The sequence below is a fragment of the Chitinophaga sp. genome (assembly GCF_036569185.1).
Lineage (GTDB): Bacteria > Bacteroidota > Bacteroidia > Chitinophagales > Chitinophagaceae > Chitinophaga.
On sequence record NZ_DATCRD010000067.1, the window covers coordinates 1 to 13,755 of the forward strand.

General features: G+C 46.3%; 15 protein-coding genes and 1 riboswitch. Of the genes, 5 read left to right on the forward strand and 10 right to left on the reverse strand.

The genetic code is table 11. The annotated features are described in order from the left end of the window. Both VIM72_RS04730 and VIM72_RS04735 read left to right on the forward strand, forming a co-directional pair. On the forward strand, positions 1-299 hold a 299-nt coding region (locus tag VIM72_RS04730), incomplete at its 5' end, for a hypothetical protein (RefSeq protein WP_332001716.1). 8 nt (positions 300-307) lie between these two features. Beyond that, a complete protein-coding gene (locus VIM72_RS04735) occupies positions 308-718 on the forward strand; it encodes a hypothetical protein (RefSeq protein ID WP_332001717.1) in 411 nt (136 codons plus the stop codon). 173 nt (positions 719-891) lie between these two features. Here VIM72_RS04735 and VIM72_RS04740 read toward each other — a convergent pair whose 3' ends face one another. Further along, positions 892-3,297, reverse strand: coding sequence for an ABC transporter permease (locus tag VIM72_RS04740; RefSeq protein WP_332001718.1), 2,406 nt, complete (start codon positions 3,295-3,297; stop codon positions 892-894). 257 nt (positions 3,298-3,554) lie between these two features. Here VIM72_RS04740 and VIM72_RS04745 point away from each other — a divergent pair, with 257 nt between their 5' ends. After that, positions 3,555-4,397 carry a universal stress protein gene (locus VIM72_RS04745; RefSeq protein WP_332001719.1) on the forward strand — a complete coding sequence of 281 codons (843 nt, stop codon included), beginning with the start codon at positions 3,555-3,557 and terminating at the stop codon, positions 4,395-4,397. A gap of 25 nt (positions 4,398-4,422) precedes the next feature. Continuing rightward, positions 4,423-4,519, reverse strand: a riboswitch (TPP riboswitch). A 138-nt stretch (positions 4,520-4,657) separates the two neighbouring features. On the opposite strand, the gene VIM72_RS04750 is transcribed toward VIM72_RS04745, so the two are convergent. The 5 genes from VIM72_RS04750 to VIM72_RS04770 all read right to left on the reverse strand — a co-directional run bounded on the left by VIM72_RS04750 (position 4,658) and on the right by VIM72_RS04770 (position 7,271). Beyond that, positions 4,658-5,269 (reverse strand): response regulator transcription factor, encoded by a 612-nt coding sequence (locus tag VIM72_RS04750; RefSeq protein WP_332001720.1) that lies wholly within the window; start codon positions 5,267-5,269, stop codon positions 4,658-4,660. 110 nt (positions 5,270-5,379) lie between these two features. Then, positions 5,380-6,594, reverse strand: a complete 1,215-nt coding sequence (locus VIM72_RS04755) for a lanthionine synthetase C family protein (protein WP_332001721.1) — start codon at positions 6,592-6,594, stop codon at positions 5,380-5,382. A gap of 98 nt (positions 6,595-6,692) precedes the next feature. Then, positions 6,693-6,881, reverse strand: coding sequence for a hypothetical protein (locus VIM72_RS04760; RefSeq protein WP_332001722.1), 189 nt, complete (start codon positions 6,879-6,881; stop codon positions 6,693-6,695). A 32-nt stretch (positions 6,882-6,913) separates the two neighbouring features. After that, on the reverse strand, positions 6,914-7,096 hold the full coding sequence (locus VIM72_RS04765) for a hypothetical protein (protein ID WP_332001723.1): 183 nt from the start codon (positions 7,094-7,096) through the stop codon (positions 6,914-6,916). A gap of 16 nt (positions 7,097-7,112) precedes the next feature. Continuing rightward, positions 7,113-7,271 (reverse strand): hypothetical protein, encoded by a 159-nt coding sequence (locus VIM72_RS04770; protein ID WP_332001724.1) that lies wholly within the window; start codon positions 7,269-7,271, stop codon positions 7,113-7,115. A 249-nt stretch (positions 7,272-7,520) separates the two neighbouring features. Here VIM72_RS04770 and VIM72_RS04775 point away from each other — a divergent pair, with 249 nt between their 5' ends. Both VIM72_RS04775 and VIM72_RS04780 read left to right on the forward strand, forming a co-directional pair. Continuing rightward, positions 7,521-10,646 carry a lantibiotic dehydratase gene (locus tag VIM72_RS04775; protein ID WP_332001725.1) on the forward strand — a complete coding sequence of 1,042 codons (3,126 nt, stop codon included), beginning with the start codon at positions 7,521-7,523 and terminating at the stop codon, positions 10,644-10,646. 12 nt (positions 10,647-10,658) lie between these two features. After that, positions 10,659-10,799, forward strand: a complete 141-nt coding sequence (locus tag VIM72_RS04780) for a hypothetical protein (RefSeq protein ID WP_332001726.1) — start codon at positions 10,659-10,661, stop codon at positions 10,797-10,799. Between the two features lie 83 nt (positions 10,800-10,882). On the opposite strand, the gene VIM72_RS04785 is transcribed toward VIM72_RS04780, so the two are convergent. From VIM72_RS04785 to VIM72_RS04800, 4 genes are all read right to left on the reverse strand, one after another. After that, entirely contained in the window at positions 10,883-11,374 is a 492-nt protein-coding gene (locus VIM72_RS04785) for a hypothetical protein (RefSeq protein ID WP_332001727.1), read from the reverse strand. Positions 11,375-11,542: 168 nt separating this feature from the next. After that, positions 11,543-12,094 carry a lipocalin family protein gene (locus VIM72_RS04790; RefSeq protein WP_332001728.1) on the reverse strand — a complete coding sequence of 184 codons (552 nt, stop codon included), beginning with the start codon at positions 12,092-12,094 and terminating at the stop codon, positions 11,543-11,545. A gap of 315 nt (positions 12,095-12,409) precedes the next feature. Then, positions 12,410-13,045 (reverse strand): chloramphenicol acetyltransferase, encoded by a 636-nt coding sequence (locus tag VIM72_RS04795; protein WP_332001729.1) that lies wholly within the window; start codon positions 13,043-13,045, stop codon positions 12,410-12,412. Next, the coding region (locus VIM72_RS04800) for an HAD family hydrolase (RefSeq protein ID WP_332001730.1) at positions 13,042-13,755 on the reverse strand (714 nt) is incomplete at its 5' end. The genes VIM72_RS04800 and VIM72_RS04795, both read right to left, overlap by 4 nt.

Genomic DNA, 13,755 nt, shown 5'->3' on the forward strand with positions numbered 1-13,755 from the left:
ATGATGTTTCTGTTACTTTTAGTGTGTCTGGAGCACAATTTAAAACTGCAATGGAACAATTTGCCGCAGCAACAAAAGGTAATTATAATCTGAATTGGAACAATTGTACAGACATTTGTATCTCTGCTCTGAACATTATCGGATTAAATGTCCCCAAGACAATTGGGACATGGCCATTAGGACAAGGAGCTAATCCGGCTGATTTGGGAGAAGACCTAAGACTTTTCAATTCCCCTTCTATCAGACAAAAGAATCTTACTGGCGGGACGTCTCCTTCTAATACTAATCAATGTAAATAATTATTGCCATGAACAATATCATCTTTCTTCTTCTATTTTCATTTTATGTTACTAAAAATGAAGATCAATGCGTTAACTGGAATGATGTCCATAACCTTAGCTTTTACAATCTTCCAAGGAACGTCACTACAGAAAGAATTAAGTGGGAGGATATTGAGAAATTAAAGCCTATTAAAATTAATAGCGCTATTCAGATTCTGAGCCATTCAGAGTGTAAAGGACAAAGGGCCACCATCTGGAAAGATGAATATCTGTTAGTTGTTGAATTCAACAACAAAAAAAGAAGAAAATTCAAGGTTAGTGGTTATGGAGGTTTCTTATATGAACCAGGGCGAAAATTCTATTTTGTTCAGGAAAAAGATAAAACTGAATGGCAGTCTATCATCCAAACCATAAGAACCCAAAACAACCAAAATTAAATTCACTCCACCTTCAAACTCTTCACAGAACCCGTCAGCGCTGCCTCAACAGCCTGCGATCTCATCATTATCAAAATGTAATTAAAAATGTAAACAACGAATCACCCTCCTTCAATTCCTAAAAGCGGCGGAGTTACCTCCACCGCTTCTAACTAACTAATCAATCAACAAGTTTATTCTGCCTTTAGTGATGTCACCGGGTTCATCCTCGCAGCCCTCAACGCCAGGAAACCCACTGTAAGCAGTGCAATCAGCACTGCAGCCAAACCAGCCATACCAAAAGTCCACCAGTGTATATCCACCCGGTAAGCAAAGCCGTTCAACCAGCGATGCATGCTCCACCAGCCAAGTGGCGTGGCTATCAGGATGGCTATCAACACCAGCCTGATGAAGTCGCCGGATAATAAGCCAACAATGCTGGTAATAGAGGCGCCAAGCACTTTGCGGATACCGATCTCTTTTAAACGTTTTTCTGTGGAGAAAGTAGCCAGTCCGAATAAGCCAAGACAGGCAATAAATATCGTGAGTGCACCGAATGCGGCAAAAATTTCTCCGAAGCGTACATCTTTCTGGTATTGTTCGTTAAACGCCTGGTCAAGGAAGCTATATTTAAACGGCCGTTGCGGCTCTAAGGCATTCCAGGTACGCTCCAGCTCCGAAATCGTTTTGCGGAGCTGCGCTGTTTTGATCCGCACAGATAGTCTGCTCAACATTTCGGATGGCGCCATCCGTAGCGCCAGCGGCTCTACTTTTTTATGGAGCGACTGGTAATTAAAATCTTTTACTACACCAATCACAGTGCCTTTGCGCCCCCATTGCTCAAAATTTTTCCCGATGATCTCCTTCGGATCGGCATAGCCCCATTGTTTTGCGGCTGCTTCGTTGATCACCATCGACTGCTCCAGGTCGGCCGGGAAATCGCGGGAGTATGCCCTGCCGGCTGCCATCTTCATTTCATATGCCGGTAAAAAGTCAACATCTATTTCATACAACCCCGGGCCAAAAGCCACCATTTCCCCGCTGCGCGAAGCAATTACAGTATGCGCATTCGGAAAAAATTCCCCGGGCACTGCCCGGGAAGCGGTTATTGCTAATACAGCCGGATTGCTGGCTAATGTGGCTTTTACCGCCTCTATATTTTTATTCACTACCGCGTCGCCACCATAATCAATTACCAGCATCTGGTCCTGGCGGAAGCCAAGATCGCGGGTACGCAGGTGATCCAGCTGGGAGAACACAATAGCGGTACAGGCAATCAGCGCAATGGACAAACTAAACTGGAATACCACCAGCCCTTTCCTTAGCTGGATGCCTTTATCCGATGAATGAAATTTGCCTTTCAACACCAGTGCAGGTTTGAAGCGCGACAATACCAGCGCAGGGTAAATACCTGCAGGAATGCCTACTAAAAACGGGGTAAGTATCAACACCATCATCATCTTCCACGAAAACAGATCCACATACGGCAATGGTTTCCCTGACATATTACGTACCATCGGCAATAAAATAAACGCCAGGGCAAATGCCAATACAGTAGCCAGCATCGAAATAAGCACCGCTTCCACCAGGTACTGTAATATCAGGCTTCGTTGCTGAGCCCCCACTACCTTACGCACCCCTATCTCCCTGGCCCTTTCCATGGAACGGGCAGTAGTAAGATTTATAAAGTTGATACCTGCAATGAACAGGATAAAAGCAGCTACCAACGAAAAAATATACACATTCGACAGGCTGCCGGTAGCGCCGGGCTGTCGCATAGCTACCGAATGAAGGTAGGCATCTTTCAGCGGTTCAAATGTAAGAGCATAGTTAAATTCGGGGCTATGCCTTTTTACAAATGCAGGCACCCTTGCCAGCAATGCATTGATATCGGCATTTTTATTTAACAGGAAATAGGTATAGAAGTCAACATACCCCCATTCATTGAAAATCTCCGGCCGGGTGCGGTAAAAAGTACTCATCGATAATAATCCGGTAAAGGTAAAATGTGAGTTGGATGGCACATCTTCCATTACACCGGTAACGGTAAGCGTATTATTATCATCGACTTTAAACACCTGCCCTACCGGGTTGCTGTTTCCAAAATATTTCCTGGCCATGCTTTCCGTAAGCACAATGCTGAAGGGCGCTGTCAACGCGGTTTGAGGATTGCCGTAGCGCATCTTCCAGCTGAACAGGTCAAACATGGTGGAGTCGGCAAAAACGAGGTTGTTTTCCTGGAAACGTTTCTCCTTATACTGCAACAACAGGGTAACAGGACTGGTAAACCGGGTGGTTTCCCTTATCTCCGGGAAATCAGCCTGCAATGCCGGCGCTACAGGTGCATTTCCCCATACCTGGTATTCCCCGGGAGCCGGAGCGGGCAACGGATGGTCGGATTTCTCACGATAAGCATGTAATACCCGGTAAATTTCGTGATAGTTTTTATGGTATTTGTCGTACGACAATTCATCTTTTACATACAGCACAATCAGGATACAACAGGCAATGCCAACGGTTAAGCCTACAATATTGATCAGGGAATACATTTTGCTTCTTGAAAGGCTCCGCCAGGCAATTTTAAAATAGTTGCTGATCATAGTTTGATTTAATTACGACGATATATCATTAAATATACATACCCGGCCGGCCAAAACCAGTGCCATATAAACAGGGCAATACCATGGCGGATTCCGTTTGAAGGAACTGGTCCTTTCTGTTCAAATATGAACACTTTTCTGTACAAAAATGAACATTCCTGCGTGTTAATTTTCCCGGGACAGAAGGTCATTTAAGTTGTTCATTCAGTTATTGGCAGTAATTTCGTATTAACTTGTTTGCACCAAAATTCACGCATATGAAAACGATGCTCATCCTGACGGATTTTTCAGAAAATGCCTTCCGGGCAACAGAATATGCCGCCCAACTGGTGAATCCCCTGCAAATCAGCCGGATCGTATTGTATCATGCTTACCAAAGCGCTGTTATAGGCACTGATTTACCCGTAGCGAATACGGCGAACGACCAGCAGGTATACCTGGAAAGTATGGAAAGCCTGGGCCTGCAGCAGGACCGGCTGTCGGCGCTCGCAAAACATGTAAGGATAGACCTGATGGCAGAAGATGTTTCCCTTCCCACACATATCACAAGCCTGTGTAAAAGTGAAGAGATAGATATAGTAGTAATGGGCGTTTCGGGGCGCTCCGGTCTGGAAAAACTATTACTTGGCAGCACTACTTCCATGATGATCCAGGAGAGTACCGTGCCGGTGCTCATTGTACCCAACAGCACAGTGATCGGCAAACCCATCAACTCCATGGTTTTTACTACAGACCTGAAAGATCATGCTTCCATACCGGCCCATCAGCTGTATGAATTCCTGGATGCTTTTCCGGATGCAAAAGTGCAGGTGGTGAATGTTGATAAAACCTCCGGTGAAAGCTATGCCATGGAAACCAGGGAATCAATTGCCAGTCTCCATAAAATTTTTGATCAGTATAATGCTGCTTTTGATTATATCAATGAAGATAATACGGTAGAAGGCATTCTTTCCTACGCCAATCATCACCATGCATCCATCATCATTGTGGTTCCCAAAAAGCTGGGCTTCCTGGCTTCCTTCTTCCATAACAGCATTTCAAAAAAACTGGCCTACGATTCCAATATCCCGTTGTTGTCGCTGCCCGCAGTAAAGGCATAAAAAAAGCTCCGGTTGTGACCGGAGCTGTTAGTTGTTTCTGTTTTCCTACGCTGGCATTACCCAGATCAGGTGCTTGGGTATGATCTCAGATCTGTTTTACCAGACCACCCCATTCTGAAACATCTGATAATAACTATCGAAAAATCGTGCCAGCGAAAAAGGCCGGTTTTCCTGTATTCTCCAGGCAAAAATCTCTACAGGATGTAAAAAATCATCTTCACTGCTGTGAAAAAAATCCCTGTTTACATGCACGAGCCTGGCTAAATCAGCACTTTATTATCCACTGCGCACTTTATAAGCATGGCTGTGTTCCGTGCATTGAATTTGCCAAGCAGGTTCCGGCGGTGGCTATCTACCGTATCTGAACTGATAAATAGTTTCTCTGCAATTTCATGATTGGTGTGCCCGTTAGCGATGAGCCACAACACCTCCTTTTCTCTTTTGGTAATATGCAGCGGCAGGAGGTCTTTGCTAAGCGCCTGTTTTAATTCTGCCGAGAGATAGGTACGCCCGGAATATACATCATGTATAGCCCGCAGCAGCTCTTCCTTATCAGCATTTTTCATCAGGCAGCCGCTGGCGCCGCTATCGAGCATACCGGCAATACCGCTGTCGTTTTTATGATAACTTAATCCCAGTACGGCAATACCGGGGTAGCGTTTCTTAATGCAGGCACAAAGTTCTGCGCCACTGATATCAGGTAGCAGGGTATCCAGTAAAACAACATCAGCCGTGTGCTGGTCTAAAAAATGAAGACAGGAAACACCATTCCTGGTTGCACCTGCCAACTGGATATCTTCTTCCATTCTTAGTAAAGATCGCAATCCTTCAAGTATCAATGGATGATCATCAACAAAATATAAACGGATCATGGTTTTTCTGTTTGCTGTAACATGTATGCGATGGCATAAAATAAAATCGGGCGAACAACTGAAATACTCATTTACTATGCATGTAATATAGTAAAAAAATCAAGACAAGTTTAATCTATCAGCATACATTCCCCCCATGCGGGTTTGATACTGTTATCCACGAAGCTGATCAACGATAGCCCGATACCGGCAATTCCTTCCAGCACATTGTAACTGCTGATATACTCCGGGTGATGATAAAACTTGTATCCTGCGGGGCCATCGTCCCAGGTATTCATTTGCAGGGTATGCTGCCACCAGTAGCCGGAAGCATTTAATAATGCAGGATCTGCGGTGGCCAGCCCGGCCTGCTGAAGGATATGGGCAATACCTGCGCTGCCATGGCACAGGCAACCATCGTGCACTGCACCATTTTTCAGGTTCCTGTGACTAACAATATGTTTAAACAGTTGCAGGGCTTCTTCCTGGTATCTGCTATTACCCAGTCGCCTCCCGGCGCCGTGCAGCATGGCGGCAATACCAAGATCGCCATAACACCATCCCAGCCTGCTGTGCGCATCGCCCATCGCCTCATTGGAGGCATTTACAATGGTAGGAAAACGTGAATGCGTATCTGCGGCGGTAGTGTTCCTGGTGCGCAGCAACCATTGAATGCTGTTGTCGATAAGCACGCGGGTACGTTCTTTTGCGATACCCTTCTCATAGCAGCGCGCCAGCACCGCAATAATAGCGGGCACTCCATGTGCAAGGCCAAGATTAAACAGGTTTTCATCCGGGTATTGCTGGCTTTTACTGGAGAAATGATCTTTCCAGGCAATACCACCAGGTACAGTGATGGCGCTTACTTCGAGGCGGGTCACCAGGTTTTCCAGCTGTGCAACTGCTATAGGCGCGGGCAAACGCTCCAAAAAGTAAAGGGCCGTGCCCAGGCCATGATGCAGGAAATCGTTCCGCTCCTCCGCCAGTTCTGATGTCATGAAATCCGCTACCAGCGGATCAATATCTGAAAATATATCTTCCGTATCATCTGCTTCAATAAAGCCCATTGCAGCCAGGTGCCGGATGCACCATGCCACACCGGCAATACCGCTGCAATGCGATCCGTTCATAGGCTCTTCAGATAATGCCTGCAGGCATTTTTCAATGATGTAATGAACATTGTCCAGGTGCTCTTCCTTACCTGTAAGCTGATAATAATAGGCATAAAACAAAGCTACGCCGGTATATCCTCCCAGCAGGCCGGTGTTGGTATCTTCCAGGATAAATGAGTCCAGTGCAGCGCAAATCCTTTGCAATACTGCGGTAGCTTCTTGCTGTTGATCCATACGTTAAATTCCGTGATAAAATATATAATGGCAAAACACGCAGGCATAATGCCATACGTGTTTTGCCATACAGTCAGATTGCTGTGAATATTGACGGATCAGTAGCGACAGGAGTCGAGGCTGCAGATAGGTGCGCCCTGGCTGATATTGTCTGTACAGATCCGGAGAGAGCAAAGAACAGAACAGGTGCCTACGGTGGCGGCCATCTGCTGTGTTCCTGCTGTGTTGGAAAGACTGGCTACTTTTATTTTACCCAGACTGAGTTTTTTGCCTGTTGATTTTTTCATGACACAGGATTTTTAGCAGTAAAGTGATGAAATTAAAATATACAGGAATCCTCGCTGCATACAGGCGCACCCTGGCTTAGGCAGGTGATCTTAATGCTGGGCACGCAGGCCAGCGACTGGATCAACTGGGCCGCTTCCCTGTTCTCATTGTTTACTTTGCTGAGATCGGCTACTTTGATCTTACCGAGGCTCAGTTTCTTACCGGTTTTTTTCATGGTTTTTCAATTTAAATTAAAAGCAAGGATCTTTGGAAATCGGAGGTGTACATTTCGCCATCAGGCTGCAGCCGGTGTATGTAGGCGCTTTGGCATCGGCTTGTTCCTGGCTGATGCTGAGTTTAGCCACTTTTAATTTACCCAGGGCCAGCTTTTTTACAGGTGTTTTTCTCATTTCGCAAATGTTTATGGTTGAAAAATAATAGACATAAGAATTGGCAGGTTCAGTATAATAGGGCCATTTGAAATACAGGTTTTATAAGATTACAGGATGATAAATGTAGGGAGAAAGTAAGAAAACGGAGATCACGGAAAAACGTGATTTTTCAGGTAACGATGTTTAAACATGTTTTTTACCGGTTTTACGTGATACCCTGTTATGGGAGAAAAAATTACCTTCAGTTTTTAACGTTGACCTAGCGCCATGATCAGAGCTGAAAACTTCTATGTTGTAAGAACGCCGCTGCTATCAGTGAATATCGTCACTCAGTTACACCATATCACCAACGCCTCCCTTGCACCAGTAATCAAAGCTATTTTCCGGGACGAATTCCTGCAGGAAGCCATTTATATTGCTTCTCCCGAATTGTACCAGGAGCTGCAGAAATGGCTGGCCACCGGGAATGAGAATCCCAAACTGGCGGCGGCGCTGTACCGTTACCTGCTGAGGATGAGCAGCCGGTGCACGCCCTATGGTCTTTTTGCAGGCTGCGCCACCGGTAGTTTATCCGATCATACCGGCATCCGGCTGCATGATAAACAGCTGCATAAAAAACATTGCCGCCTGGATATGAACTATGTGGCAGAGCTTACCGCCGCTATTACAGCTATACCTGCTATCAGAGAGCAACTACTGTATTATCCCAACAACTCTTTATACGCTGCCGGCGCCCAATACCGTTATGCCGCCTACAGCGTTAAAAATAAGATCCGCAACTATTACCTCACTGCCGTAAATTACAGCAGCTACCTGGAGAAAATGCTGGCAACGGCCGCCAGGGGTGCCACGCTAACGGATATACGCAACAGCATTGTAAGTGAGGCAGATGATATCTCTTTTGAAGAAGCGGATGCGTTTACAGAAGAACTGTTACAGCACCAGCTGCTGGTGAGCGAACTGGAACCAACTGTTACGGGGGAAGAATTTTTTGTGCACCTGGTAAACAGGTTAAAGAAATTACAACATACAGCAGAAACAGTAGCCACACTGGAAGCTATTCAAAATTTGCTGCAGCTGCAGCAAACAGGCGTTCATAAGTACACGGCCACCCACGAACTGGTACAATCACTGTTAACAGACACCAGTAATAAAGACCTGGTACAAACAGACCTGTTCCTGTCCGCCCCGGAAAATACCCTGAGCCATACTGTTATCAATGAGCTTTCCGCACAGGTAGCGCAATTGTGGAAACTGGCCGGCAATGATAACAACAACGATCTGCGGCAGTTTTGCGAGGCCTTCCGCCAACGCTATGAAGAACAGGAGATCCCTCTCAGCCTGGCATTGGATACCGAAGCCGGTATCGGCTATGGGGCGCACAGCCAGCGTAATACCGACCATACGCCGCTGGTAGATAATATTCATATTCCTCCCAATAACACTGCAGCTAACGGCGCCCGCAGCAAAATGCAGGACTTCCAGCTGCAGCAGTTACAGCAATGCCTGCAGGAGAACAGGACGGTGATCACACTTACCCGGGAACAGCTGGACAGCCTGCGGGAAAAGGAGACACCGGCACTCCCTCAAAGTATGTACCTGATGGGAAGTATTTTAAGCAGCAGCGCCGCCGCTATCGATAACGGCGACTACCTCTTTGATATGAATGGCTGCAGCGGCCCGTCGGCGGCCAATTTGCTGGGAAGGTTCTGTCATGGCGACGAAGCGCTGTCCTCACACGTAAAAGCCTGCTTACAGGCTGAAGAAGCCAGTGATCCGGGGAAGATCTATGCAGAGGTGATTCACCTGCCGGAATCCCGGACCGGCAATATCCTGATGCGGCCACGGTTACGGGAGTACGAAATTGTGTACCTGGCTAATAGTCTTGCACCCAAGGAATACCAGCTGCACCTCTCCGACCTTATGGTAAGTGTGCAGCGTAATAAAGTAGTGCTGCGCTCCCGGCGGCTGAATAAGATCGTTGTGCCCCGGCTCAGTACCGCCCACAACTACCGGCAGGGCTTACCGGTATATAAATTCCTCTGCGACCTCCAGTTCCAGGACTATCATACCGGCATTGGCTGGCACTGGCAAATACCCGGCGATATCACTTTTTACCCACGGGTACAGTATGGAAATATCATCCTCAGCAAAAGCACCTGGATGCTCCACAAAAAGGCATACCCTGCATTGGCCAAAGCATCGCCGGATAGCTATATGGAAATTTTCGGGGAGATGAGAACCCGGCTTAAGCTCCCCCGCTACGTAGTGGTAAAGGAAGGCGACAATGAACTGCCGGCCGATCTTGACAACGAAGTAGCTGTGCACCTGCTGGTAACCACCCTGATAAAAAAAGAACAGGTCACTTTGCAGGAATTCCTCCATACACCCGGCAATTGCTGGATAAACGGGCCTGATGGCCCTCATACCAATGAGTTTATTATTCCGCTCAGGAATATATCTTCCGCAAAAGAAAAAAAACAGACAACAGCCACTGTTGCATCACTTACGGATACGCCCACACGAAAATTTATTACCGGCAGCGAATGGCTGTATGTAAAATTGTACGCCGGCACACGCAGCGCAGAAACCATCCTCAAAGAAAAGATATTGCCATTGACGCAGGAACTGATGCAGGAAGGTATCATCGATCAATGGTTCTTTATCCGTTATACAGATCCCGACCATCACCTGCGGATCCGGTTCCATCATTCTGAAAACAGGCATTTCTGGAGCACAGTGCTGGAACGGCTGCATACCGCATTGGCCGAAAACAACAGCCAGGAGCAGGTATACCGGGTACAAACAGATACTTACGAAAGGGAAATAGAGCGCTATGGCGCAGATACCATGTTGCTTAGCGAAGCCATATTTCATTACGACAGTGAATGTGTGGTGAGCATCCTGGATCTGCTGGAAGAAGAAGAAGGAGAAAACTACCGATGGATGCTGGCGTTAAGGGGCATAGACATGTTGCTGGATGATTTTGGGTATAGCCTGCAGGCAAAATCGGCCTTGCTGAAAATGCTGCAGAAAAGTTTTTTTGAGGAATTTGGAGGAGAAAAATCCCTGCTTGTTCAGCTGAACGACAAATACCGGGAAGAAATGCGGAAAGTAAGCGGTATCCTTGATCCCGCACAGGATGGCGATCAGGGCATTGAAGCCGCTGTGGCGTGTTTTCAGACCCGCTCGGCCGGCATAAGGGAGCAACTCAAAGACGTTCATCTTCCCCTCCCCGACGACCTGCTTTGCAGCTACATCCATATGTTTCTTAACAGGATCCTTTTATCCAACCAGCGTAAACATGAGCTGGTGATCTATCATTTTCTCAGCAGGTATTATGAATCCATGCTGGCCATCTCTAAAAAGCAAATCAATTCAATTGTTCACTAAATACATATTCGTATGAAAAAGAAGAATGCGCAAAAAATGAAGCTGGGCGCTATTAAAGTGGCCAGGTTAAATGCCGCCAACTCACAAACGGATCAACAGCAGAAAAAGATCACTCATCCCACCACTACGGTAATCCGGACTTTTGACTGCTAACTGTTTCAACCGCGCTGCCGGGTTGTTTCACTTTTATGTGAAACTGCCCGGCGACCGGTAAATAAACCTGGCCTTTTCCGGGATCAGATCTTTTCTATTTCGCTAAGCGGTACCCTGATTTCCCCGAAAGGGTTTACCACTTTCAACATCAGTTCTCCGTAATGTAAATAAAGATCGGCCACTATTTCCCCATCCTTTCCTCTCATCCTGGTATTGGCCTGCAGGTAACGTTTGAGCTTCGGTTCCAGCTGTGCGCCGCCTTTCCATTTCCTGTCTTTCAGCAGGGCCACATACACCTTGTATCCTTTGGGTTGTGAAGCGGCGATCAGCAACTTCTCCATTTCTTCAGGAATCCCGGTATAATACAAACACTTCCTGTGATCTGCAGCTATATGTTGCATGTGGTCGTTCGCCAGCGCCAGGTCTTTATAAGGCGTAATCAAAAAAGTTTCAATGGTTTCCCTATCGAAATGATCCTTCCCGCGCGGATAGCTCTGCCTGACGAAAGCAACAAAATGATGTTGCTGTAACGACATGATCAGCTCAACAGATAAAAGCGCCAGTGGATTGTGCATGGACTTTATTTATACGGCCTGAAGATACTAACATTATTAGCACATATAAAAATAAAAAAGCCCTGATGGCCACTACAGCATGGTTCTCAAGGCTTTTTTACATTATTCATGTTGCTTTCTGAAACAAAAATACTAATATTTTTAGTAAATCCTAATTTATTTTTCGGATCAGGCAATATAGCTATCGTGCCTGGTCCAGATAAGGGCGCCGGTATCATAGCCCAACCCTGCAGCCAGCGCCAGGAATCGGTTTTTAATATCTTCAGGAATCGTGCGGGTGCGCGACAGTATCCAGATATAGTTAAGATTATTACCGGCCACCAATGCGTATTGGTATTTTTCGTCGATATCAATTACGTTGTAGCCTGAGTAAAACGGTCCTGCAAAAGACACTTTTAAACGGCCATCATCCCCGCCGTTTACCAGTGCCGCTTTGCCCACGCTCTCTTTCCACCGGTATTTCCTGGTATCGTATCCTTTATTATCCACCTTTATTTTTCCATCTTCATCTAAGGAATAGGTAGCCGACACATTACTGAGATAATGCTCAAACCGGTAATCGAGGCGCGCAATCTCGTACCAGGTTCCCATAAACTTTTGTACATCAAAGGGGGAAATAGCTTTAGCCCCTTTGGGAATAGACACTTTGGTATTGTTATATAACAGATAAGCGGCGGCGGCAGATGCAGCCGCCCCCAGGACCAACAGTTTTTTATTCATAAAGCATGATTAAAAGGTTTCTCAATCAGCCGGGGATACCACAAAAAGGTTGCCGGACCGGAAGTGCCTGCCAGCAAGGGGCTACGCGAAGGGGAATGTTGCGGAATTGCTACAAATAGCGGAACGCGGATGTTGTCTGACTCAGGATTAAACTGATTATGCTGATTACGCTGATCTTGTTTTTCCGGGATTTTATAACTGATTTAAAAAGGATTCGGGGAGATATAAGCAAAATCCGCTTATATCTCCCCGAATCCTTTTTAAATCTCCACAAAATCTAATCAGTGCAATCAGCATAATCAGTTTAATCCTGAGTCAGACAACATCCGCTGCATTCATTCTACGCTGGAACCCTTCCAGGAACTGTCCTACATGAAACCCATCCATCAGGGCATGGTGAACATGTACTGATACGGGCATCAATATCCGGTCGCCGGCTTCCCGCACTTTTCCGAAGCTGATCTTGGGGCAGCTGTCTTTAAACGAGAAGCTCCGTGCATGCGATATTGCCGTAAAGTTGATCCAGGGCAGCGAGGAATAGTGGATCACATTCTCCCCTGATACGGCAGGCACCAACCCTGTACTTTGCCGCACTCTTTCGATTTCCGCTTTGCTGTTGGCTTCGAAGGTAGCTGCATCTTCATAAAAATCCATATAGGCAAAACCAAAAGTACCATCAGGCCGGTTAATGGTAGGCGATGCATTTACCTGGTCGTATACCCAAACTTCGCTATCATTAATACGATAGCGGAAAGGCGTTACTTCGTTGGCAGCGGCAAGTGATTTATGCAGGTAGCTCAAAAAGAAAGAACCACCGTTTGCTTTTACCCGGTTAAAGTCAATGGTGCAGTCTATTTCAGCGGTAACACCAAAAAATGGTTCTTCAAACTGGCGGAAGAAATTAAAATGTTCCTTTCTTGCCCATGTATCCAGGTTTAATAATTGTTTCATGATATCAGATGCGGCAGGATATCTGCCATTGTGTTAAACTCGTAAAAACGGGGATCTTCAATCGTATGCTCTATACGCTCGTGCTGCCAGGTGGTATGATAAGGAATATGGATGGCATGCCCTCCCAGTGCCAGCACCGGCAAAACGTCTGATTTCAGGGAGTTGCCCATCATCAGGAATTCCTCAGGGCGGCAGTCGAGGTGCTTAATTAATTTACGATAATCGCTCTCCTTTTTATCGCTCATAATTTCAATATGATGGAAATAGTGCTCCAGGCCCGACTTCCTCAATTTGCGTTCCTGGTCCAGCAAATCGCCTTTGGTAGCCACTACCAGCCGGTATTTCCCTGAAAGCGCCTGCAGCACTTCTTCTACCCCATCCAGCAGCACAATGGGCTTATTCAGCATTTCCTGGCCGTACCGGATCACCTTATGCAGAATTTCAGGGCTGGCGGTATTTTCAGTTACGCGCAGCACTGTTTCTATCATGCAAAGCATAAAGGATTTTATACCGTAGCCATACAGCTCCAGGTTGGCCATTTCTGTTTTAAACAGCTCCTGCGACACAGTATGATGCGGCAGGTAATCTTCCAGCAGGCTACAAAATAGCGTTTCTGTTTCCTGGAAGTAAGGTTCGTTTACCCAAAGGGTGTCATCTGCATCGAATGCGATAACGCTAATATCAGAGATCATTGTTATTTTTGCATTTTT

Bases quoted from the DNA above. Each gene is read 5' to 3' on its own strand.
- VIM72_RS04775 (WP_332001725.1), top strand. From the start codon at position 7,521: ATGATCAGAGCTGAAAACTTCTATGTTGTAAGAACGCCGCTGCTATCA.
- VIM72_RS04750 (WP_332001720.1), bottom strand. From the start codon at position 5,269: ATGATCCGTTTATATTTTGTTGATGATCATCCATTGATACTTGAAGGA.
- VIM72_RS04770 (WP_332001724.1), bottom strand. From the start codon at position 7,271: ATGAGAAAAACACCTGTAAAAAAGCTGGCCCTGGGTAAATTAAAAGTG.
- VIM72_RS04760 (WP_332001722.1), bottom strand. From the start codon at position 6,881: ATGAAAAAATCAACAGGCAAAAAACTCAGTCTGGGTAAAATAAAAGTA.
- VIM72_RS04795 (WP_332001729.1), bottom strand. From the start codon at position 13,045: ATGAAACAATTATTAAACCTGGATACATGGGCAAGAAAGGAACATTTT.
- VIM72_RS04740 (WP_332001718.1), bottom strand. From the start codon at position 3,297: ATGATCAGCAACTATTTTAAAATTGCCTGGCGGAGCCTTTCAAGAAGC.
- VIM72_RS04735 (WP_332001717.1), top strand. From the start codon at position 308: ATGAACAATATCATCTTTCTTCTTCTATTTTCATTTTATGTTACTAAA.
- VIM72_RS04755 (WP_332001721.1), bottom strand. From the start codon at position 6,594: ATGGATCAACAGCAAGAAGCTACCGCAGTATTGCAAAGGATTTGCGCT.
- VIM72_RS04785 (WP_332001727.1), bottom strand. From the start codon at position 11,374: ATGCACAATCCACTGGCGCTTTTATCTGTTGAGCTGATCATGTCGTTA.
- VIM72_RS04765 (WP_332001723.1), bottom strand. From the start codon at position 7,096: ATGAAAAAAACCGGTAAGAAACTGAGCCTCGGTAAGATCAAAGTAGCC.
- VIM72_RS04780 (WP_332001726.1), top strand. From the start codon at position 10,659: ATGAAAAAGAAGAATGCGCAAAAAATGAAGCTGGGCGCTATTAAAGTG.
- VIM72_RS04790 (WP_332001728.1), bottom strand. From the start codon at position 12,094: ATGAATAAAAAACTGTTGGTCCTGGGGGCGGCTGCATCTGCCGCCGCC.
- VIM72_RS04745 (WP_332001719.1), top strand. From the start codon at position 3,555: ATGAAAACGATGCTCATCCTGACGGATTTTTCAGAAAATGCCTTCCGG.